This window comes from Cryobacterium sp. TMB3-10, from assembly GCF_004402305.1.
In the GTDB taxonomy this organism is placed as follows: Bacteria; Actinomycetota; Actinomycetes; order Actinomycetales; family Microbacteriaceae; genus Cryobacterium; species Cryobacterium zongtaii.
Window position 1 is genome coordinate 221,690 of record NZ_SOGH01000007.1, and the last position, 21,757, is coordinate 243,446.

The 21,757-nt window shown below is 69.6% G+C and carries 18 protein-coding genes; 5 read left to right on the forward strand and 13 right to left on the reverse strand.

All coding sequences use genetic code 11. The features are described from left to right. Positions 1 to 260 precede the first annotated feature (260 nt). The 4 genes from E3T22_RS03675 to E3T22_RS03690 form a co-directional block, all read right to left on the reverse strand. Complete coding sequence (locus E3T22_RS03675) at positions 261 to 1,592, reverse strand: ABC transporter substrate-binding protein (RefSeq protein WP_088456947.1); 1,332 nt, start codon at positions 1,590 to 1,592, stop codon at positions 261 to 263. 100 nt (positions 1,593 to 1,692) lie between these two features. Next, positions 1,693 to 2,607: a carbohydrate ABC transporter permease gene (locus tag E3T22_RS03680; protein ID WP_165787860.1), complete on the reverse strand. Its 915-nt coding sequence runs from the start codon at positions 2,605 to 2,607 to the stop codon at positions 1,693 to 1,695. After that, positions 2,604 to 3,545, reverse strand: coding sequence for a carbohydrate ABC transporter permease (locus tag E3T22_RS03685; RefSeq protein ID WP_088456948.1), 942 nt, complete (start codon positions 3,543 to 3,545; stop codon positions 2,604 to 2,606). Before E3T22_RS03685 ends, E3T22_RS03680 begins: the two co-directional genes overlap by 4 nt. Continuing rightward, positions 3,542 to 5,605 (reverse strand): beta-galactosidase, encoded by a 2,064-nt coding sequence (locus E3T22_RS03690; protein WP_134480369.1) that lies wholly within the window; start codon positions 5,603 to 5,605, stop codon positions 3,542 to 3,544. The genes E3T22_RS03685 and E3T22_RS03690 overlap by 4 nt, the downstream gene beginning before the upstream one ends. A 138-nt stretch (positions 5,606 to 5,743) precedes the next feature. On the opposite strand from E3T22_RS03690, the gene E3T22_RS03695 reads away from it, so the two are divergent. From E3T22_RS03695 to E3T22_RS03705, 3 genes are all read left to right on the forward strand, one after another. Next, positions 5,744 to 6,766 carry a LacI family DNA-binding transcriptional regulator gene (locus tag E3T22_RS03695; protein ID WP_134480370.1) on the forward strand — a complete coding sequence of 341 codons (1,023 nt, stop codon included), beginning with the start codon at positions 5,744 to 5,746 and terminating at the stop codon, positions 6,764 to 6,766. 187 nt (positions 6,767 to 6,953) lie between these two features. Next, positions 6,954 to 7,223, forward strand: a complete 270-nt coding sequence (locus E3T22_RS03700) for an acylphosphatase (RefSeq protein WP_370028157.1) — start codon at positions 6,954 to 6,956, stop codon at positions 7,221 to 7,223. Between the two features lie 61 nt (positions 7,224 to 7,284). Continuing rightward, positions 7,285 to 8,055 (forward strand): Pr6Pr family membrane protein, encoded by a 771-nt coding sequence (locus E3T22_RS03705; protein ID WP_134408068.1) that lies wholly within the window; start codon positions 7,285 to 7,287, stop codon positions 8,053 to 8,055. A gap of 25 nt (positions 8,056 to 8,080) precedes the next feature. On the opposite strand, the gene E3T22_RS03710 is transcribed toward E3T22_RS03705, so the two are convergent. The 7 genes from E3T22_RS03710 to E3T22_RS03740 form a co-directional block, all read right to left on the reverse strand. Beyond that, positions 8,081 to 8,350, reverse strand: a complete 270-nt coding sequence (locus E3T22_RS03710) for a hypothetical protein (RefSeq protein WP_104162633.1) — start codon at positions 8,348 to 8,350, stop codon at positions 8,081 to 8,083. A 277-nt stretch (positions 8,351 to 8,627) separates the two neighbouring features. Further along, positions 8,628 to 10,064, reverse strand: coding sequence for an NAD(P)/FAD-dependent oxidoreductase (locus tag E3T22_RS03715; RefSeq protein ID WP_088456954.1), 1,437 nt, complete (start codon positions 10,062 to 10,064; stop codon positions 8,628 to 8,630). A 250-nt stretch (positions 10,065 to 10,314) separates the two neighbouring features. Then, entirely contained in the window at positions 10,315 to 11,946 is a 1,632-nt protein-coding gene (locus E3T22_RS03720) for a methyltransferase (RefSeq protein ID WP_241983583.1), read from the reverse strand. Between the two features lie 134 nt (positions 11,947 to 12,080). Beyond that, positions 12,081 to 13,247, reverse strand: coding sequence for an NAD(P)/FAD-dependent oxidoreductase (locus tag E3T22_RS03725; RefSeq protein WP_134409105.1), 1,167 nt, complete (start codon positions 13,245 to 13,247; stop codon positions 12,081 to 12,083). Continuing rightward, the gene (locus E3T22_RS03730) at positions 13,240 to 14,007 is read right to left on the reverse strand and encodes a class I SAM-dependent methyltransferase (RefSeq protein WP_241980242.1); all 768 of its coding nucleotides are present in this window, start codon (positions 14,005 to 14,007) and stop codon (positions 13,240 to 13,242) included. The genes E3T22_RS03725 and E3T22_RS03730 overlap by 8 nt, the downstream gene beginning before the upstream one ends. 3 nt (positions 14,008 to 14,010) lie before the next feature. Next, positions 14,011 to 15,267 carry a type III polyketide synthase gene (locus E3T22_RS03735; protein WP_134480371.1) on the reverse strand — a complete coding sequence of 419 codons (1,257 nt, stop codon included), beginning with the start codon at positions 15,265 to 15,267 and terminating at the stop codon, positions 14,011 to 14,013. Positions 15,268 to 15,376: 109 nt separating this feature from the next. Further along, the gene (locus E3T22_RS03740; RefSeq protein WP_134409106.1) at positions 15,377 to 16,213 is read right to left on the reverse strand and encodes a phosphatase PAP2 family protein; all 837 of its coding nucleotides are present in this window, start codon (positions 16,211 to 16,213) and stop codon (positions 15,377 to 15,379) included. 125 nt (positions 16,214 to 16,338) lie between these two features. Between E3T22_RS03740 and E3T22_RS03745 the strand changes: the two genes are divergently transcribed. Next, on the forward strand, positions 16,339 to 16,548 hold the full coding sequence (locus E3T22_RS03745; protein WP_088456958.1) for a hypothetical protein: 210 nt from the start codon (positions 16,339 to 16,341) through the stop codon (positions 16,546 to 16,548). Positions 16,549 to 16,705: 157 nt separating this feature from the next. Then, positions 16,706 to 17,644, forward strand: coding sequence for a phosphodiesterase (locus E3T22_RS03750; RefSeq protein ID WP_103478597.1), 939 nt, complete (start codon positions 16,706 to 16,708; stop codon positions 17,642 to 17,644). On the opposite strand, the gene E3T22_RS03755 is transcribed toward E3T22_RS03750, so the two are convergent. Then, entirely contained in the window at positions 17,574 to 19,391 is a 1,818-nt protein-coding gene (locus tag E3T22_RS03755) for a stealth family protein (protein WP_088456960.1), read from the reverse strand. The genes E3T22_RS03750 and E3T22_RS03755 overlap by 71 nt on opposite strands. 467 nt (positions 19,392 to 19,858) lie before the next feature. Further along, positions 19,859 to 21,736: a thioredoxin domain-containing protein gene (locus E3T22_RS03760; RefSeq protein WP_134409108.1), complete on the reverse strand. Its 1,878-nt coding sequence runs from the start codon at positions 21,734 to 21,736 to the stop codon at positions 19,859 to 19,861. Positions 21,737 to 21,757: the final 21 nt, after the last annotated feature.

Here is a 21,757-nt window from a genome sequence, read left to right on the forward strand (position 1 = left end):
CACTGCTTTCTTCGTTCGATGAAGGAGGAGTTTGAGTACATCGCACGCGGACCTGCGGACGGCGTCCGATCGTTGGTGGAGCCCGTCGAGACCCCGTGAGCCGACAGCCCAACGAACCACAGACTAGGTCACCAGGTCTCGACAAGCTCGACCGACGCGGCGGGCACGACGCCGAGGCTTCCGCACGCGTCACACACGACCGTACCGCCCGGCGCGAGAAGGCACCGGGCGGTACGGGGTAACGGGCGAAAGCGGGTCAGCTACTCCTTGACGGGAATCGACTGCGCCTTGAGCGCATCGACGGTGGCGCTCTGACCGGTGGTCAGGGCCTCGGCGAGGGTGCCGTTGCCGCTGACGGCTGCCTTGAAGCCATCCGAGACGTCGTTGTACGTCTGGGTCATGGTCGGACCCCAGACGAAGTCGCTCGACACCTGGCCGGAGGCGGCGGCGAACTCGTCGTAGATGGGCTGGTTGCCGTAGAACTCCACGCCTTCCTTGAGCACGGGCAGGTCCAGGCCGGCCTTGGCGGCCGGGTACAGGTTGGCTGCCTCGTTGAGCATGGTCAGCGATTCGCTCGAGCTGTTCAGCCACAGGGCGAACTGCGCGGCTTCGTACGGGTGCTCGGAGCCGGTGAACACTGCGGTGGACGAGCCACCCCAGTTGCCGCTGGCCTCATCGCCGGCTTCCCACTGCGGGGACTGGGCCACGGCCCACTTGCCGGCGGTGTCGGGCGCACCGCTGGCGATGGAGTTCGCACCCCAGGCTGCGGAGTTCCAGGTCCAGGCCGCGCCGGTGTTGTAGGCGTTGTCCCACTCGGTGGTCCACGGCGGCTGCGTCGAGACGAGGTCCCGGTCGATCAGGTCCTGCCAGTAGTCGGCCACCATGATCGACTCGTCGCCGGTGAGGTCGACGTTCCAGTTCTCGCCGTCGTTGCCGAACCAGGTTCCGCCGGCCTGCCAGACGAGCCCGGCGAACTGGTTGATGTCGCTCTGCGAGAAGTTGGTGATGTACGCGCCGGTGGCCCGCACCTGCTCGGCGGCGGTGGCGTACTCTTCCCAGGTGGTGGGGATAGCGATGCCGTTGGCCTCGAAGAGGTCGGCCCGGTAGAACATGGCCATCGGGCCGGAGTCCTGCGGGATGGCGTAGACGGCGTCGTCCTCGTTGAAGCTGACCTGGCCCCAGGTCCAGTCGACGAAGTCGGCCTTGGCGTCCATCACACCGTCGCAGGATGCGAGGTTGACCAGGCCGTCCTGCACGCGGAAGTTGGGCAGCGCGTCGTATTCAATCTGGCCGAGGTCGGGCGCATTGCCGGCCTCGAGCTGGTTGAAGAAGTTGGCGTAGGTGCCGCCGTTGCCGTTCGGGCCGGTCTGCACGGCCACCTGGATGTCGGGGTTGGCCTCGTTCCAGACGTCGACGACCTCTTCGATGCCGGGGATCCAGGACGTGAAGGTCAGATCGACCTTGCCCTCGGCGGGCTCGCAGGCAGCAGCGTCGGCGCTGTCGCTGGAGGTGCCGGAGGCTGAGCAGCCGGTCATGGCGACCGTGGCTGCGGTGAGCAGGGCAACGGTGGCCGCTCTCTTGGTGATTCGCATTGTTTTCCTTTGTTGGGGTGTTCGCTGAAAAGGAGTGGTGCAGGGTGACACGGATGGTGCGGGATTAAGCCGGGTGAACAGTCGGAAGGAGTCGAGGGGGTTACTTGACGCTGCCCGCACCGAGGCCGTTGCGCCAGAAACGCTGCAGCAGCAGGAACAGGATGATCAGCGGGATGATCGACAGCAGCGCGCCGATCAGCACGTAGCCGCGGAGTTCGGGGATCTGGTTGACCTGCGAGTTCCAGGCGTAGAGGCCGAGGGTGACCGGGAACAGGGTCTCGTCGCGAAGCATGATCAGCGGCAGGAAGAAGTTGTTCCAGATGGCCACGAACTGGAAGAGGAACACCGTGACCAGGGCGGGGAACATCAGCTTCACCGAGACGGTGAAGAAGGTGCGCACCTCGCCGGCGCCGTCCAGGCGGGCGGCCTCGATCAGTTCGTCCGGCACGCTGGCCGAAGCGAAGATGCGGGTGAGGTACACGCCGAACGGGCTGACCAGGCTGGGCAGGAACACCGCCCAGAAGGTGTTGGTGAGGCTGACCTGGCTGAAGATCAGGAACAGCGGCAGCGCCAGCGCGGTGGCGGGCACGAGGACCCCGCCGAGGACGATGTTGAACAGGAGTTCCCGGCCCGGGAAGCGGTACTTCGCCAGGGCGTAACCGCACATGGCGGCGAACAGGGTGGCCAGCAGGGCGCCGGCGCCGGCGTAGAGGGCGCTGTTGAGCATCCACTTGAGGAAGACGCCGTCACGGTAGGCGATCAGGTTTCCGATGTTGGCGAACAGGTTGAAGTCGGCGAACCAGAGCGGGTTGGTGCTGGTGAACTGGGAGCTGCTCTTGGTGCCGGCGACGAACAGCCACCAGATCGGGATGAGGAAGTAGAGCGTGAAGACCAGCATCACGGTCATCGCGCCGACGCGGGAGAGCGGGCTCTCCTTGGGTCCCTTCGGCGTGTTCTCGGCGCGACGCATCGCGCGCTTGGTCGGGACGGCGACGGGCTCGGTGAGGGCGCTCATTTGCCTTCCTTCCGCTGGGTGAACTTGAGGAACGAGAACGAGAGCACGAAGGTGGCCAGGGCCAGCACCACGCTGAACGCGGCGGCGAGGTTCACGTTGGGGATCGAGGACGTGGAGTAGACCATCAGGTTCGGGGTGAAGGTGCTGGTCACCGCGGAGCTGAAGGAGCGGAACACCTGCGGCTCGGCGAGCAGCTGCAGGGTGCCGATGATGGAGAAGATGCCGGTGAGCACGATCGCGGGCATGATCAGCGGGATCTTGATCGACCAGGCGATGCGCAACTGCCCGGCGCCGTCGAGGCGGGCGGCCTCGTAGATCTCGGTGGGGATGGCCAGCAGTGCCGAGTAGATGATGAGCATGTTGTAGCCCACGTAGACCCAGGTGACGACGTTCGCGATGGCCCAGAGAACCAGGTCGGCGGAGAGGAAGCTGACGTTGCTGGTCAGTGCCGTGAACGGCGACAGGTTGGGTGAGTAGAGGAAGCCCCACATGATCGCGGCGATGACGCCGGGCACGGCGTACGGCACGAAGAAGGCGAGCCTGAAGAAGCGCTTGCCGCGCAGCAGCGGGCTGTCCAGCAGCAGCGCGAACAGCAGCGCCAGGCCGAGCATCACCGGAACCTGCACCACACCGAAGGCGAGCACCCGGGTGATCGACTCCCAGAACGGTCCGTTCTGGAACACCAGGATGTACTGGGTCAGGCCTCCGAACACCTCGGTGGCCTTGCCGAAGGTGCCGTCGCGCTCCACCACGAGCAGCGACTGGTAGATCGCGTAGCCGATCGGCAGCAGGTAGAACAGGGTGAACAGGATGGCGAACGGCACGATGAAGATCGCGATCGCCCCCGGGTGCGAGACCTTGATCTTGCGGGGCCGGGGCGCCGGGCTGCGGGAACCCGCACGCCGGGCATCCGCGGCCGGAAGGGCTGGTGCGCTCATGATGCGGTGTCCTCTCTGAGAACGCGTACGGCTCCGGCCGGTACGCGCAGGGTGCGGGCGATGTCGGCGCCGGTGATGAGCTCGACCCCCGCCGCGCTCACCTCCAGGTCGGTGTCGCCGTGGTTGATGATGAAGCGGTAGGAGCGGCCGGGCGCGGCGCGGCGGATGACCTCGATGAGGCCGTCGCCCTCCGGACCGACCGCGGTGACGTGAGCGTGCCCGGCGATGGTGCGGAGCACGTCGCGGTAGGTGTCGGCGTCTGGCGCGGTGGCCAGGTACCAGGCGGTGCCGGCGCCGTGCCGGTTGCGGGTGAGCGCGGGCACACCGGGCAGGGCGCCGTCGGTGTAGTGCACCACGGCCTCCGCGCCGGTCAGCTGCAGGCGTTCGGTCCACAGGGTCCCGGCGGCACCGGCCGCCAGACCGATCGGGGCGCCCAGGCCCACGGTGGTGCCGGGGCGGAGCGGCACGAACTCTTCGACGCGCACGCCGAGCAGGTCGCGGAACGCGCCGGGGTAGCCACCGAGGCGCACCCTGTCGTCTTCGTCGACGATGCCGCTGTAGAACGTGACCAGGGTGTGGCCACCGGCGGCGACGTAACCGGACAGGTTGTCGGCCTGGGCGTCGGTGACCAGGTAGAGAGCGGGCACCACGACGAGGTTGTAGCCGGCCAGGTCGGCATCCGGGGAGACGATGTCGACGGTGACGCCGAGCCTGTGCAGCGCGGTGTACGCGGCGTGCACCTGCTCGAGGTAGGTCACCGACTGCGACGGCCGGGATTCGCCGTCGCCGGCCCACCAGGCCTCCCAGCTGAACAGGATCGCGGCATCCGCGACGACGCGCGTGCCGATGATCTCGTCGAGCCTGTCGAGGGTGGCGCCCAGCTCAACGACCTCACGCCAGAGCACGGTGTCGGTGCCGGCGTGCGGCACCAGTGCGGAGTGGAACTTCTCCGAGCCCTGCTGGGAGGCGCGCCACTGGAAGAAGCAGATCGCCTCGGCGCCGCGGGCCACGTGGGCCAGCGAGTTGCGGGTCAGCTCCCCCGGCGTCTTGGCCAGGTTCAGCGGCTGCCAGTTGACGGCGCTGGTGGCCTGCTCCATCAGCAGCCACGCGCCGCCGCCGGCCAGGCCGCGGGTGAGGTCGGCGGCGAAGGCCAGCTCGGTGGTGGGGTCGGCGAGGCGGTGGTCGAGGTAGTGGTCGTTGGCGATCACGTCAACGGCGGATGCCCAGGACCAGTAGTCGAGGTTGCGAATGTGCGCGGCGACCATGAAGTTCGTCGTGACAGGCAGGCTGCTGTGCCGGCGGATGACGGCTTCTTCGGCCTGGTAGTAGCCCAGCAGCTCGTCGGAGCTGAACCGCTGGAAGTCGAGCACCTGGCCGGGGTTGCGGCTGGAGAGGGTGAGCCTGGGGGTGTGCACCTCGGCCCAGTCGGTGTAACGCTGGCTCCAGAAGCTGGTGCCCCAGGCGGCGTTGAGGGCGGCGATGCTGCCGTACTTGGCCTCGAGCCAGAGCCGGAACGCGGCGGCGGTGTCGTCGTCGTAGCAGAGCGCGTTGTGGCAGCCGAGTTCGTTGGAGACGTGCCAGAGGGCCACGGCGGGATGGTCGCCGAAGCGCTTGGCGACCTGCTCGACCAGGCGCAGCGCGTGCTCGCGGAACACCGGCGAGCTGGGGCACCAGGCCTGGCGGCCGCCGGGGTAGCGGGTGGTGCCGTCTTCGGTCTGCGGCAGGATCTCGGGGTGCAGGGTGGTCAACCACGGCGGCGGCGACGAGGTGCCGGTACCCAGGTTCACCCGGATGCCGTGAGCGTGCAGCAGGTCCACGATGGTGTCGAGCAGGGTGAAGTCGTACTCCCCCGGGGCCGGCTCCAGGGCGGACCAGCCGAAGATGTTGATCGCGACGAGGTCGACGCCGGCCTGCTGCATGAGGAGCACGTCCTCGGCCCAGACTTCCGGACCCCATTGCTCGGGGTTGTAGTCACAGCCGTAGGCGATGCCGTTCTGCACGAACGGTGTCGTCGGGGTGACCTGACGGGTCACGGCCGGGGTGGCTACTGGCGTGGTCATCTGCTCCTGCTTCATGCTACGTCTGTGAACGTGCACAGATCGAGGAGCAAATGACTCCCCGTTGAGTGTCTGTGAACGTACACAGAGTAAGTACAGCCTGCCCACGATGTCAAGCTCGGGGACGGGTACAGTTATCGAATGGTGACAATTCCGGGGCGGCGCAAGCGTGCGACGATCCACGACGTCGCCGCGGAGGCCGGCGTGTCCCGCGGCACCGTGAGCCGGGTGGTGAACAACGAACCCTACGTGTCGGCCGAGGCTCGTCTGGCCATCGAGGCGGCCATCGCGAAGGTCGGTTACGTGCCGAACACCGCCGCCCGCAACCTCGTCATGCAACGCTCCCAGGCCGTGGGCCTGATCGTGCACGAGCCGCATTCTTTGTTCCTCGAAGACCCCAACATCGGCGAGATCCTGCTCGGCGCCAACTCGGCGCTCTCCCTGGCCGACTACCAGATGGTCAGCCTGGTCATCGAGTCCGAGCGCGACACCGAGAGGGTGGCGCGGTACCTCAGCGGTGGCTTCGTCGACGGTGTCGTCGTCGTGTCGGCCCGGGAACAAGACCCGATCACCCGGGTAATTGAACGGCTCGACCTGCCGGCGGCGTTTGTCGGGCATCCGCAGGACCTGCGCGACCTGCCGTACGTGGGTATCAACAACCGCGCCGCGGCCCGCGCCATCACCGAGCGCCTGATCGGCACCGGCCGCCGTCGCATCGGCATGATCGCCGCGGCCCTGGACCGGGACTCCGGCGCCGACCGGGTGGCCGGATTCACGGACGCCCTGGGCGACCGGTTCGACCCCGCGCTGGTGGCCCCGGTGCCGCTGTACACCTACGCCGACGGCCGCGACGGCATGCGCGCCCTGCTGGCCCGCGACCCGCTGATCGACGGGGTCTTCGCGGCCTCCGACGTGATCGCCGCCGGCGCCCTGAACGCCCTGCGTGAGGCCGGCCGCAGCGTGCCGGGCGACGTGGGCATCGTCGGCTTCGACGACAGCGCCTGGGCACTCCGATGCCAGCCGTTGCTCTCCACGGTGCGCCAGCCCGCCAACGGCCTCGGCCAGCGCGCGGCCGAGTCGGTGCTCAGCCAGCTGCGCGGTGAGGCGCCGGAGCTCGGCGGCATCCTGCTCGACACCCAAATAGTCTGGCGCGACTCCGCCTGACCGCCGGCGGGTCGATCTCGAGAAGCCAACCCTATTCGTCGGTCGAGCTTGTCGAGACCCCGCGGGCTGACTCTTCAACGCATGTCCCCCGGTCTCGACAAGCCCAACCAGTGGGATGGGAACGAACCGCAGACCCGACGGGCGGGCGGGGTTGTCGGGGCGGTGGCGTGCGCCCAGAATGGGGAGCGTGAGTCGCAAGCGAGTGATCGTCAACGGGATGGTTCAGGGCGTGGGGTTTCGGTATTACACCGAGGCGCAGGCCGGCACCCTCGGCCTGGGCGGTTTCGTGCGCAACCGGTCCGACGGCGCCGTCGAAGCCGAGATCGAGGGTGACGACGACGCGATCGAACGGATGCTGGCCTGGCTGCACACCGGACCGCGTTCGGCGAGCGTGGAATCGGTGCAGGTGACCGACCTGGCCGAACACGGCGAGGCGAGTTTCAGCATCCGCCTGTAGCAACCCACAGCGATGCCGGTGATGGCCGCGGGCGACCGGCACTCTGGCGTACCGTGGGAGTATGGGCGCGCAGGCATCCGGTCCCGGCCGGACGGGATCGACGGTGCGCGAATCCTCTCCGCAACGGGAGGAACCACAGGCGCGCGAGCCGTTCCGCGCGCGCAAACGCCTGTCCATGCGGTCCAGTTACGGCATCGGCCGGCTACTGTTGGCCGTCGCCGGGATTGCGGGGCTGATCGGCAACTACGAGTACGTGTTGCTGTTCCCCACCTTCGCCGCGTACAACGTGTTCACCTATTTCACGGTGCAGAGTGCGATCGCGGCGGTGATCGCGTTCGTGCTCGGCGCGATCGTGGCGTTCCGGCAGCCGAAGGACCCACAGTGGCTGGACGTGTTCCGGGCGCTCGTGACCACGTACATCCTGGTTTCCGGAATCGTGTTCCTCACCATCGTCATCCAGTCGTCATCGCGCGACTACTCGATCGAGGTGCCCTGGCCGAGCCAGGTGCTGCACTTCTACATCCCCACCCTGGCGCTGCTGGACTGGCTGACCGATACCGGCAAGGCCCGGCTGTCCTGGCGTTTTCTGCGCTGGATCTTGCCGTACCCGATCGCCTGGGGCATCTTCACGTTCGTGCGAGGCTCGTTCGTGGGCTGGTACCCGTACTTCTTCCTCGACCCGGCCCAGGTCAGCGGCCCGCTCGAGACCGCGTTCTACTGCCTGATCGCCGTACTGCTGTTCCTCGGCATCGCGGCGGTGCTCGTGGCCACGTCGCGGCTCAGTTGGCGTCCCCGCCCGCGCGGCGACCGCGCGTCATCGGTGCCCAACTAGAACCGGCCCGGCCGCGCCCGACCCGCTACTGCTCGACGGGGAGAAAGGTGTACTGGCTGGTGAGGTGCTCGGACTCGCAGGTGCCGCAGTAGAGCACGCCGGAGGCCTGCATCGCCGAGACCCGCGGCGAACACTGGATCACCTTGGGACCGCAGCACGGGGAGATCACCATGTAAGCGCCGGGCTCGGCGGCGGCGTGGCCGCTCAGGCTCCGGTGGTGGTGGCTGCCCTCGCAGGGCAGGTTGGTGTCGAAGTCGAGCAGCGACACTGAATCAAGACTTGTCAGAATATACATGTTTCACACGGTCAATCAGAATTGGCATTGGCCGCGGTGCAGGTGGGACACCAGGATCGCGACCGCACCCGATGACCGACGGCGAAAAGCACCCACCCGGACTCCGTCGGCACGTCCAGTCGGGAAACGACTGGATCTCCCCGTGGGGGTGTCCCTGAGATGGGCGGCCCCTTCACCGACTAGACGTTTCGTGGAGCTTACACCGGAACTCTGAGCTTTGCTCGTTAATGTTCCGACGGCGAATCACTCCGCCCGGAGCCCCAAACAGAAGGGCCGGTCAGGGCGCCGGGGTGGCCGTGGCGACGACCGCGAACGGTTCCAGGCTGCGCAACGCGGCGTCGGTGAACTCCGTGTTGTCGGACTTCGCGAGCCCCAACGCCCGCTCGCCGCTGACAAAACCCACCAGGATCGGCTCGTTGGTGATCGGCATCATGTTCACCCAGACCCTGAAGTCGAGGGTGTCGTCTCCGACGGTGGTCCACAGGGCGGCGTCGGTGTCCCAGAACGGCTCCTCGAAGCGCAGCCAGATCTTGTCGAGAGCGCCCATCCCGAGCGCGGCGATCGCGCCTCGGTGCGCGAACGGCAGGGGCGGGTCGAATTCGATGACATCGCTCTTGAGCACGCCCAGCGGCACGGTCACGATCGCGCGGTCCACGGTGAGGGACTCGCCGGTGCCCAGGCGCAGGCTGACGGAGGTATCGGTGTACGCCACCCGGGTCACCACGCTGGAGAAGAGCACGTCCAGGTCGGTCGCGTCTTCGTCGAGCAGCGCGCCGTAGCCGCCGATCACGATGCGGATGTCGTCCGCGGCGGTCGTCGCCGGGGTGGGGGCATACCAGCCGGACATCTCCTCGGCCGGGGCACCGGACTCCAGGGTGGTGGAGGTGGCGAGCTGGTAGTCCAGCCAGTCGGCGTCGGAGACCCCGGCTTCGCCATCCGCCATGGACAGTGTGGCGGAGCCGTTGGCGACGAGGGCCTTGGCCAGGGAGGTGTCTTCGGCCTGCGCGGCGGCCCAGGCCAGCGCCGCGGTGACGGCGTCGGCTCCGACCGGAGAGACCGGGGTGACGATGCCGGCCGGGGTGCGCGCCTCCGGGGTCGGGGTGAAGGGCGCGTGCGAGACCTCGAGGCCGGTGAACTCCTCGTCGAGGGAGTTGGTGCTGCCGGCGACGATGAACGACGGGCCGAGTTCAACGGGCATCGGCCAGGAGTCACTGGTGACGGTGTGGATGCGGCCGCCGAGCCTGTCGCGGGCCTCGATCACGAGCACGGTAAAACCGGCGTCGGTGAGCAGCCGGGCGGCGGCGACGCCGGCAGCTCCGGCGCCGATCACGGCCACCCGCTCGCCGGGTTCGGCGACGTCCGCCAGGGCTCTGGCGGCGCGCTGGCCGGAGCCGCGGGCGCCCTGCACGGTGCCAGGGGCGGTGTCTGAGAGCGCCTCCCCGGCGAGGAAGAGCCTGTCTAGGATGGGTTCGGCCAGGTCCTCGCGCTGCTGAGGCGTTGAGGAGACCGCCGCGAAGCTGTAGGAGCCGCGGGCGAACGGGTCGTCGGACCAGGAGCTGCGCAGCATGTCCTGGGGTTGCGGCACTAGGGACGGCGCCGGCGTGGCGGAGGGAGTGGGCGAGCCCGTCGGCGTGGGCTTGGGCGGCACGCATCCGCTGAGCGCGAGCAGGGAGAGCCCGGAAAGGGAGCTGATCAGGAAGGTCCGACGTTGCATCGCTGTGTTCGCGTCAGGTGACGCACTCCTCTCGGCCCCTCGAAGTGGTACCCCTCACGCTACCTCAGGCCGTGGCCGCCCGGTTCGGCCGCGGTCGGGGCGCGCCGGGTGGGGCCCCTCAGCAGCAACTGTTCCCGTTCCGGACAAATGGTCCCGGCGCACCGGGCGCAAATGTCCGCCTCGGCAACAGTTAGCGCCGCTGGGTGTGGGGCTGGCGGGTCGGGCGGGCGGGTCCGGCGGGCGCCCGTGGCTAGGCGGCGGGCGGCTCGAGGAAGCCGTCGTCGAGCAGGCCGCGCACCCGGGGCAGCAGCTCGGCCCGCAAGGCGGCCGCGTCGGCGTCGAGCAGCTGGGCGATCGCGTCGATGATCGCACCCACCGGAAGCTCGCCGTCGCAGGCGCCGATCAGGGCGGCCTGGGCGGTATCCAGCGGCACCGATCGGCCGAAGCCGCCGCCCTGGTGCAGGGTCATCAGCGTCGGATCCTCCTGGCCGGGCCAGAAGTGCCGTTCCTCGGTGACGTCGGATGCCACGGTGAGCGTGCTGCGGGACAGCGCGTCGTCATCCAGCCCGGTTTGCCAGTCGTGCGCGGCCAGGCACTCGGCAAGGTGGTGGCCGATGCCGGCCGGGTTGTGCCCCAGGGCCTCCGGCAGGCGTTCGAGCCGGAGCAGGCGGGGGCGGGTCGGTGCGGCGGCCCGGCGGCGGCCATCCGTCGGGCGGCGCAGCAGCATGTAGCCGAAGCCCACCTGACGCACCCCGCGGGCCTCGAAGTCGTCGAGCCAGGCGCCGTAGAGCCGGTCGAAGTCGGGGGTGTCCGGGCGGGTGCCGCCGTCGCGGATCCAGGTTTCGGCGTAGCCCGTGGGCGGCTGCACCTCGCGCTCGATGATCCAGGCGTCCAGCGCGGTCTCCGCCGGGCTCGCCAGCCAGCCGGTGAGCCTGTTGAAGGCGTCGTCGTCGTGATACTCCCAGTTGCCGAGCAGCTGGGCCACCCCGCCGGGGGTGAGGTGGTCGGCGGCGCCACGCACCACGGCCTCCACGAGGGCGTCGCCGACCATGCCGCCGTCGCGGTACTCGTAGCTGGGCACACCCTCCACCCGTGGGGTGATGACGAACGGCGGGTTGGAGATGATGTGGTCGAACCGCTCCCCCGCGACGGGGTCGAACAGGCTGCCGAGCCGGAACTCGATGTTCTCGACGCCGTTCAGCCGGGCGTTGAGTGCCGCGAGCTCGAGGGCGCGCTCGGAGATGTCGGTGGCCACCACCCGGGTGGCGTGTCTGGCGGCGTGCAGGGCCTGGATGCCGCAGCCGGTGCCGAGGTCCAGCGCGCTGTCGACCGCGGTGGGGATCATCAGGGCACTCAGGGTGAGCGACGCACCGCCGACGCCGAGCACGTGGTCTTCGCCGAGCGGATGCCCCAGCGCCAGTTCGCCCAGGTCCGAGGTGATCCACCAGCTGCCGGCGCCGTGCGCGTCCACGAAGCTGTACGGCCGCAGGTCCACCAGCGGCGCCACCTGTGCCGGGCCGAGTGCCGGGTCCGCCGGGGCGACGAGGTCGGCGACGGGGCCGGGCTGCGTGGCGGCCTCGTCGTGGCGGGCGGCGACAAGGCCGAGCTGCTCGGCGCCGTCCACGCCGAGGGACGGCAGGGCCGCCGCGAGCTCGGCCCGTTGGACGGGTAGGCCGAGCACGAAGATCTGGGCGAGCACCACGTTGGGTTCGGGCACGGCGAGGGTGGCGCGCAGCTTGGTGAGCGCCCGCAGGGCCGGCACCCGCTGATTGCGGCGCAGGGCGGCATCCGCTTCGATGCCCCACAGCCCGGTCAGGGCGGTCACCGAGAAGTTGGCGGCGGCGAGGTCGGCGCGGAGCAGGTCGATCAGAGGTGCAGTCACCCCTCTATTCAACTGCACGCCGGGCCCGGCCTACGCGACCCAACCAACCCGTGGGCGCGACCCAGGGACCGGGTCACCAGGTCTCGACAAGCTCGACCAACGACGTGGACGTGATCCTTGGACCAGGAAGCCGGCTAGAGCCAGCGCATCGTGAACGCCCGCGTGAGCAGGCCGTTCAACGGCGGTGTCGCCAGGACCCGCACGATCACGTTGCGCAGCCGCAGCCGCAGTCCGCGTGCCGGACGGCCCATCGCCATGTTGAAGCCGGCCTGCCTGGCGGCAATGCGGGCGCTGCGCCGCCGGCGGCGGTCGTAGCCGGCGAGCGTCACCCGGGCCTCGATCGGCTGCGCGAGCGCGTGCGTGAGCGCAGGCGCCAACGCCACCGCGTCGAGCCACCCCAGGTTCATACCCTGCCCGCCGATCGGGCTGATCTCGTGCGCCGCATCCCCCACCAGCAGCACCCGGCCCTGCACCATCGTGGCGGCCAGCCGCTGCCGCACCGAGAACGAGCTCGGCACGGCGTCGGAGGCCGGCAGCAGCACCCCGGTGCGACCGAGGACCAGGGCCGTCAGGTCCTCGAGCGAGGCATCCTCCATCAGGGTCGGCGTCAGCGCCACCCAGCGGCGCCGGCCGCCCGGCAGCGGGAACGACTCGACGACGCCGCCTCGTTCGAAGAACAAAACGGCCTCGCTGCCGTGTTCGCCGGTGTCCGGATAGTCGGCCATCAGGTAGGTGTCCCCGCCGCCGAGCGGCCGGGAGGCGATGCCGACGGCATCGCGCAGCTGTCCGCGGGCGCCGTCGGCCACCACGACGTACCGCGCCGTCCCCACGATCTCGAGCCCGTTGTCGCCGGTATCCCCGGACCCGTCGGCACCCGGCTCGGCGATCAGGTCCACGTGGTAGCCACGATCGTGCAGCATGCCCACAGCCACGCCGGAGCGCAGACCGTCCGGCCGCAGCTGTCGGAATCGCGCCCGCAGCACAGCTTCGGTTTCGTACTGCGGCAGCGCCACGACAAACGGGAACCGCCCCGTCGTCTGCGCGAACGACAGCCGCCCCAGCGTGCGGCCGCCGCTCTGCACGCTGCCGGTCTCGATGCGCACTGCCCGGGCCAGCACCTCCTCGGCCACGCCGGCCTGGCGCAGGACCCGCATCGACGGCGGGTGGATGCCGATGGCCCGCGCGAGCATCGACGGCTCGGTGCGCCGTTCGAGCACCTCCACGTCCACGCCGCGCTCGGCCAGCAGACAGGCCAGCAGGATGCCCACCGGGCCGCCGCCGACCACGATCACGTCACGCATGCGCCCGACTTCCAGCTGCCGGTGCGGCCGAATCAGTCGAAACGGCCCGCCGCGGTTCGGTCACCGCGGGGGCCTGCCAACGCAGCATCAGCCGGTACGGCACCTCCCGGTGCACGCTCCAGCCCGGCGGCGCCACGGCCGCCAGCTCGCGCCAGGTGAAGCTGCGCCGGATCGAGGTGAGGCCGTCGGCGCGAATGTAGGAGCGGCGAAAGAACGGCCACGTGCCCAGCCCGAAGCCGAGGTAGGCCAGCGGGGAGCGCTCGATGTCGCCGTGCAGGACCAGGCCGCGGCCGAGCCGTTCCGAGTCCACGAGCAACGCGCCGAGCTCGACGCCATTGAGGTGGTGCAGCACGTGGTTGGAGAGCACGATGTCGAACCGCTCTCCCGCTGCGACGAGGTCGCTGCTGAGCGCCCGGCGAAACTCCAGCCCGGGCAACGGCGGCCGGCCGGCCGCGTAGGCGTGCGCGCGGGCATCCGGGTCGATCGCGGTCACGCTCAGGCGCAGCCCGTCGCGCACGGCCCAGCGGGCCAGCGACCGGGCCACATCGCCGCCGCCGGAGCCGATGTCGAGCAGGCTGGTCTCGGTGCCGGCCGACAGGCGCGGTCGGATGTCGCGGCGGTAGGTGTGCCGAAGCCCGGAGACGACGGCGTTGACGTACCGGAAGTTCGCGTAGGTGCGCCGCAGCGTCTCGGCGTCGCAGTGCGGATCGTCCATGATCTCGACGGCGTCGACCGCCCGTTCGCGGAGCCTCGGGAGCACGGGTCAGCCGCGCTGCACTGTCATCAGGCCTGACTCCACGGTCAGACCCGGCCCGAACGCCATCGCGCAGACCCGGTCCCCGTCGGCGGTGGCCGCGCCCTCGAGGATCTCCTTCATGACGAAGAGGATGGTGGCGCTGGACATGTTGCCGTTGGTGCGCAGGGTTTCCCGCGACGGCACCAGCTGCGCCTCGGTGAGGCCGAGTTTGGCCTCGGTTTTATCGAGGATGCTGCGCCCGCCGGGGTGGATCGCCCAGTGCGCGATGGCGGTGCTCAGAGCCGAACCAGGGGTCGCGGCCGTGAGCACCTGGCCGGGGCGACCGCCGCCGTCCACCGACTGCGATTGCTGCTCCTGTGCCTGCACGGTCACGGCGTCGGCCTCGGCCACCACGCCCGCCGCCAGCGCCAGGGTCAGCGACTCGTCCCGGCCGAACAGCGGCGCCAGGGCCGACTCGATGTGTTCGTCGATGATGTGCGGCACGTACGAGCTCAAAACCATCTCGAAGCCCTCGTCGCCGATCTTCCAGGCCATGTCGCCCTCGCCGACGGGCGTGATCACGGTCTCGAAGTGGTCCAGGTTGAGGGCGGTCTCGCCGGCGACCGGCGCACGGCTGCTCACGATGCCGGCGGCCGCGCCATCCGAGAACAGCGACGACGCCACGATGGTGTCGGGGTCGTTGGAGGTGCGCAGGTGCAGCGAGCACAGCTCGGCGCTGACCACGAGCACCACGGCGGACGGATCGGCCAGCACGAACTGCTTCGCGGTGCGTAGCGCCGGCATGGCCGCGTAGCAACCCATGAATCCGAGGTGGTAGCGCTGGGTGGACGGCGCCAGGCCCAACTCGCGCACCAGCATGTAGTCAGGGCCCGGCGCATAGAAGCCCGTGCAGGAGACCGTCACGACGTGGGTGATGTCACTGGCGTCCAGCCCCGGGCAGGCGGCCAGCGCACGCCGGCCGGCCTCCACGAACAGCTTCGTGGCCTGCTCGATGTACAGCTCGTTGCGCACCCGGGTGCCGGGCACGAGCAGCCGCTGGGTGGTGGCGTCGAAGAACTGCGGCTCGGGCGCCTGCGAGTCGAGGGTGAGTTCCTCGATCACGGTATGCCGGGTGTCGATCCCCGACAGGTTGAAGGATGCGGTCACCAACCGCTGCGCCAGCCGGCTGAGGCCAGGTTGGGCGGCGAAGATGTCCCTGACCTGCTCCTGCACAAGGACGGTGGGCGGAACAACGGTCTGGAGCGCTCTCAGCGTGACGGCCATGCCCCAGTGTTACACGCACCGCGCCGTAGGCACATCCCCCTGCAGGGCGAGGCGCGCGGCGGATGCGGCGGCAGATGGGCTCCCGGCCGCGGGCTCCCGCCCGCGACCGCTACGGCAGGCGGTCGAAGAGGCGGGTGGCGGTGATGGCCAGCACAAAACCGACCGCGACGATCGCGGTGACCGCGCCGAGATAGGCCACCGGCGCATCCGAGATGCCGAACGCCCCGGTGGCGCCGATACCCGCGGCCACCGCGGTGACGATGCCGGCGAGCACCGCGATCCCGGTCTGCAGCTTCAGGCCCACCCTGGCCGGGGTGGGGGTGCGTGCGGTGCGCTGTCGGCCGCCGGACCGGGTGAGCACGGCCCCGGCGACGCAGCCCCAGAACGCCACGACGAGCAGCGCCGCGATCACGTCGCTGGGCCGGTGCCACAGGCTCACCAGCGTGGATACCCCGGCCGCGACCGCGAATGCCGCCCCGATGGTGCCGGCCAGCCACCGCGTGTGCGGGCTGGCGACGAGGAACACCACCAACGCGGATGCCGCCGCCACCGTTGTATGCCCGGAGGGGAATGAGTTGGGGACGTAGCCGTCCACACCGAGCTCCGGGCGGGTGAGGATCACGTTCTTGAGCAGCTGAGTGGTCACGACGGCCACCATCGCGGCGCTCACGGCGACCACGAGCGGGAACCAGGCGCGTCGCACTGTCGCGATGATCAGGCTCACGATTGCTCCGATGGCGACCATCACCGAGGGGATCAGGTCGAGCAGCTGCCGGGTGACCGTGGTGCCCGTTGAGCCGTCCTCGGCCCCGTTGAAGGCCAGCTGATCGATGGCCTGCCCGGCGACATCCCGCACGAAAAAGAGGTACAACGCCACAAACGCGACGACGCAGAGCAACGCTGCGCCGATGTAACGGGTGGGGGTGAGGCGGGAGATCGAGGGCACTCTCTAGCTTCCCACGGCAGCATGGGTGAACCGTGAAAGCCTGGTGCACAACACATGTGCGTCAGGTGATGAGCCACGCTCAGGTTGCCTCTTGACATGGTGATTCTGCGGCGTATCGTCGAAATATGTTCGGTAGGCAGACAAGGCGGGAACGGTCCACGCGCGGCGCGGATCGCTCACTCGACCGCGGTGGGTATCCGGGCCTGGAGGGCGACTTCGAGTCGGAGCGGCGCCGGGCGGCGGCCGCGGACCACGACACCATCGAACCGTATGAGCACGACGAGGGCGCCGTAGCGGTGCTGCCGGTCACGGAGCCCGGGCTCACGCATCCCTGAGACAGGTCACGAGACGGGACCCTGAGGATTTATCCTCAGGGTCCCGTCTTTTCGCGTGTTGGACACGCTATGTTCATGATTCTCTGATCGACTGGTCTTGTAGCATCCGCAGCGTAATCCCCGTAAAGTGCCTAAGTACCAAACGAATGGAAGCTCCGTGAGCGTTCGAACGGCCGAATACCCCAGGCCGGATTATTTCCTTCTCCACCTCAGCGACACGCACCTGCTCGCAGACGGCAATCGTCTCTACGGCAGCGTGGACAGTGCCGCACACGTGCAGCGGTTGGTCGCGGATGTCGAGGCATCCGGCGGCAGACCCGATGCGATCATCATCACCGGGGACCTCGCCGACAAGGGTGAGCCGCACGCCTACGCGCAGCTGCGCGGCATCGTCGAACCCGCCGCGGAGCGCCTCGGCGCCAGGGTCATCTGGGTGATGGGGAACCACGACAATCGGGCGAACTTCCGTACCGAGCTCCTCGGTGAGGAACCCAGTCAGGCGCCGATCGACCACGTCGACTTCATCGGCGGGCTGCGCATCATCACCCTGGACACCTCGGTGCCCGGCAGCCACTACGGCGAGATCACCGAGAATCAGCTCGAGTGGCTCAGCCTGCAGTTGAGCGTCCCCGCGCCGGACGGCACCATCCTGGCCATGCACCACCCGCCGGTGCCGAGCATGCTCGACCTGTCGGTGGCGGTGGAGCTGCGCGATCAGGCCAGCCTCGCTCACGTGCTGCGCGGCACGGATGTGCGCAGCATCCTGGCCGGGCACCTGCACTACTCGTCCACCGCCACGTTCGCCGGCATCCCGGTGTCGGTGGCGTCGGCCACCTGCTACACCCAGGACCTCAACGTTCCCGTCGGCGGCACCCGTGGCCGCGACGGCGCGCGAGCGTTCAACCTCGTGCACGTCTACGCCGACACCGTGCTGCACTCGGTGGTGCCGCTGGGCGACTTCGAGCCGCTGGACTACATCGACGCCGCCGAAAGCGCCCGTCGCCTGGCCGCCTCCGGCATCGAGATCATGCCTGCGGGGAGTCTGCCCGCATACCGGGAGCCGCCAATGACCAGGCCGATCCAGGTTCTGCGCTGACGTCGCCGTTTCCCAGGCCCAGGGCACTCTCGATGAGGGTGTCCTCGCCGTGCTGGCTGGCCGCGATGACGCTTTCGCGTTCCCACGGGGCCACGATCGGGAAGTAGCGCTCGAGGAAGTCGGTGACGGCCTCGGTGCGCACCTCGTCGCTGATCTCGGGAAAGCTGCCGTCGTTGAGGCAGAACATGTCCTGGTCGCGGCGCTTGAGCAGCTTGTTCATCTGGCGCAGCGCCAGCTTGAGCGTCGTTTCGACGTACAGCGACCGAACCTGGGTCTGCTCCACGGCCCGGCCGGTGGCCAGCGCGTAGTAGTGGTACAGCGAGTTGGTGACCGAGATGTCGGTGGCCGAGCGGAACCGGCTGGCCATGGTGCGTCGGAAGTCCTCGGGGAATTCGGCCTCGAGCTCGGCCATGACGCTCTTGCGCAGCGGTGCCGGGGTGTGCTCGAGGTGCCGGGTGGTGACCTTGCCGAACCGTTCGCGCAGCAGCGCCCGGTTCACCCGCGCGGCGTTTTCGAACCCGCTGCGGCTGGGGTCGTTGTCGCCCAGGCCGATCCGGGTCGCCGCCTCGACGAACTTGGTGATTCCGCCGGGTGAGTAGAACAGCTCAGGTCCCACCGGACGGCCGAAGAACATGTCGTCGTTCGAGTAGATGAAGTGCTCGGCGATACCCGGGATGTGGTGCAGCTGGCTCTCCACGGCGTGCGAGTTGTGGGTGGGCAGAACGGAGACGTCGGGGAAGAAGTCCTCGCTGTTCATGATGGTCACCCGCGGGTGGTCCACCAGCCATTCGGGAGCGGGCGAGTCGGTGGCGATGAAGATGCGGCGCACCCACGGCGCGAACATGTAGACACTCCGCAACGCGTACTTGAGTTCATCGATCTGCCGGAAACGGGCATCCGAATCGTCGCCGGCGCCGGCGACGTAACCGTTCATGCGCAGGGCGCGGGCCTTCTGGAAGTCGCTGGAGGACCCGTCAACCCAGGAGAAGACCAGGTCGATGTCGAAGCTGATGTCGCTGACGAGGTCGTCGAACATGTTCTGCAGGGTGCGCCAGGTGCGGCCGAAGAGCTCGACGGTGGTCTCTCGGGCCTCGGACCGGGGCAGCCGGCGGCGCATGAGGGCATTCTCGACGGGAGCGACGATCTCGTCTTCGCCGAACCGCCACAGCTCGAGCTGGAACGCGGTCTCGGCACCGTAGCGGAGCCGGCCGATGGGTTCGATGCGCGGCTGGTAGACCCTGAAGACGTCGGAGGTGCCCAGGGCGGCGAGGGCGCCGTCGGCGGCGAGAGCCGGGCGGGCGAGGTCGCCGTCGAGGGGCTTGAGGTAGAAGGGCGTGTTCGCGAAGGCCTCGGCCAGGACGCGGCTGATCTTCTTGCGACGCTTGCGGTTCACGGCGATGACCGGACGGTCGTGGTCGCCGCGCACCAGCAGGTAGTCGATGCCGGCGGTGTCCAGGGCGTCGGCCAGGGCGAGCAGGTCGCTGACCCTGGACTCGTGCGGAGTGAAGTGCCCGTTGATCAGGGCGATCTCGCCCTTTCGCACGACAACGTCTTCGCGGTCGAAACGGCGGGTGCGGTCGTCGAGGGTGCGCAGCACCAGCTCGGGTTCGCTGCTCAGCGAGAGGAGGGGAATGGACGCGGTGTCCGGAGCCGGTTCATCGACCGGGTTCGCCGGGGCCTCAGAGAAGCCAGTTCCGGCAGCGATGTGAGAGTGTCGGGTGGAATCGGTGCGGTCAAAGCGTGCCATGGTCCTCCTTGGAGAAAAATACGTGGAGCGGTAACGGATGCAGGGCTGACTGCGGGGTGCCAAGCGGTTGTGCGGGAAAAGCGACGGGCGATCTGCTCAGGGCGGGCATCGATGCGCCAGGCCCCGGAGTATGCGCCCGGGTCTCCCGGGCATCCACGCACCGGTCCAGGCCGGGCAAGGGGCCCGCTGGGAAGAGTGACGTTGCTCTAGTGTACGTTGCCGGGGCGGCCGGGGCGTGACCGGCGCGGACGGCGGCGGCGTGGTCAGGCCGTGGTGCCGGCGATCGAACGCGTCGTGGGTGATCATCCGGGAAGCGGTGGCCAGGGCGGCACCGGCCTGCCTGGTCTCGTCGGTGTGCTCGCCCGGCCGGCAACTGTTCCCGTTCCGGACAACTGTGCCCGGTGCGCCGGGCGCAGTTGTCCGCACGGGCACCAGTTGCATGGGGCGGGGGCGGCGGATGGGGCGGGTCAGCCGAGCGCGGCGGCATCCGTGCTGGGCAGGCGGCAGACGAAGTCGTGGCAGAGGTATGCGGTGGGCAGGCCGTCGCGGGTGGTGCGGTCGGCGAACAGCTCGAAACCGGCGGCGGCGAAGGCGGCGCCCTGCCGTTCGGTGACCACGGCGACGACCCCGGTGCGACGCCGGGCCGCGTCCAGCAGTGCCGAACCGGCCGTGGCGGTGACGGGCCGTTCCGAGGCTCCGTCAGGGGTGACGACGACGAGTTGCTCCACCGGCGTGGTGAGCCCGTTGACCAGCCGGAGGGCGGCGCCGAACGCGAGCGGGTTGATGTCGCCGGATCCGACCAGCCGCACCATCCCGGCCGTGGCCGCGTCGCGATAGCGGCCGGCGCCGGTGAGCAGGTGCAGCCGCCAGGCCGCGCTGGCGATGGCCGTGAGTCCGGATGGGTAGGCGCCCTCGGAGGGGTCGGTGGCGAGGTCGAGTCCCTGCGCCGTGAGCACCGGATCGGCGCCCTCCGGGGCGGCGAAGGTCATTCCGGGTTCACGGCCGGCCGTCGAACCGTGGCCGGGCATGGTCCGGTCGATGAGTTCCCCGGCCACGACCGCGTACCGTACCTCTCCGGTGGCGGTGGCGAGCTCGAGGAGGCCGCCGGCGAACATGCCGTAGTCCTCCAGTGTCGCGACCGCGGCCGAGAGGCGACCGTCGATGGAGGCCCGCACCAGGGCGCCATCGGCGCGGCGGTGCGCCTGGAGCAGCCTGTCGGCCGCACGTCGGGCCAGGTGCAGCGCGGCATCGTCGGCGAACGCGTGCCCGGCCAGTGCGAGGGCCCCGATCGCCAGGCCGTTCCAGCCGGTGAGCACCTTGGCGTCCAGGGCCGGCGGGGCCTGGCCGCGGCGGGCGTCTTCGTCGAGGGCGTAGTAGCCGCCCTCCACCCGCACCCCGTCGACGGTGCTCTCCGAGTCCTGGGCGCTGGCGAAACCGCCATCGGGTAGCTGAAGCACCGCGCCGAGAAACCCGACGAGGCCCTCGGCCACGATGCGGGCCCAGCGTTCACCGGTGAGCATCCACGCCCGGGTGTACAGCTCGAGAAGTTGCGCGTTGTCGTAAAGCATCCGTTCGTAGTGCGGGTCGCTCCAATCGCGGTTGACGGCGTAGCGGAAGAAACCGCCCTCGACGGGGTCCCGGAGCGGCGACGCACCCATCCGCTTGAGGGTGCGCAGCGCCAGCTCCCGGCCGTCGGCCCGGTCGAGCAGCAGGCCCAGGGTCGGCGCGGCGGGAAACTTGGGAGCACCGCCGAAACCGCCGTAGACGGGATCCTCCGCCGTGGCCAGCCGGGCGACGGTGTCGGCGACTCTGGCCTGGTCCGGCATCTCCCCCACCGCCGCGGGCGCCGCCTGGGCGAGCGCCTCGGCCAGGCCCGCGGCACTGTCTTCGACGGCGTCCCGGCGGTTGGTCCAGGCATCCGTGACGGCGTTGAGCACCTCACGGAACGCCGGATGCCCCGGCATCGGCGTGGGCGGCGAATAGGTGCCGGCGAAGAAGGGCCGGCCGGCCGGGGTGACGAACACATTCAGCGGCCAGCCGAGGTTCTGGGTGAACGCGCCGGCCGCGGCGAGGTAGCTGGCATCGACATCCGGATGCTCCTCCCGGTCGACCTTGACGCTCACGAAATGCTCGTTGAGATAGGCGGCCAGCGCCGGATCGCTGAAGCTCTCGCGGGCCATCACATGGCACCAGTGGCAGGTGGCGTAGCCGATCGACACCAGGACCGGCACGTCGCGCCGGCGGGCCTCGGCGAAGGCGGCCGCACCCCACGGATGCCAGTCGACCGGGTTCTCGGCGTGCGAGCGCAGGTACGGGCTGATGGCGTCGGCGAGGCGATTCGGCATGGCTCCATTGTGACCCGGCAA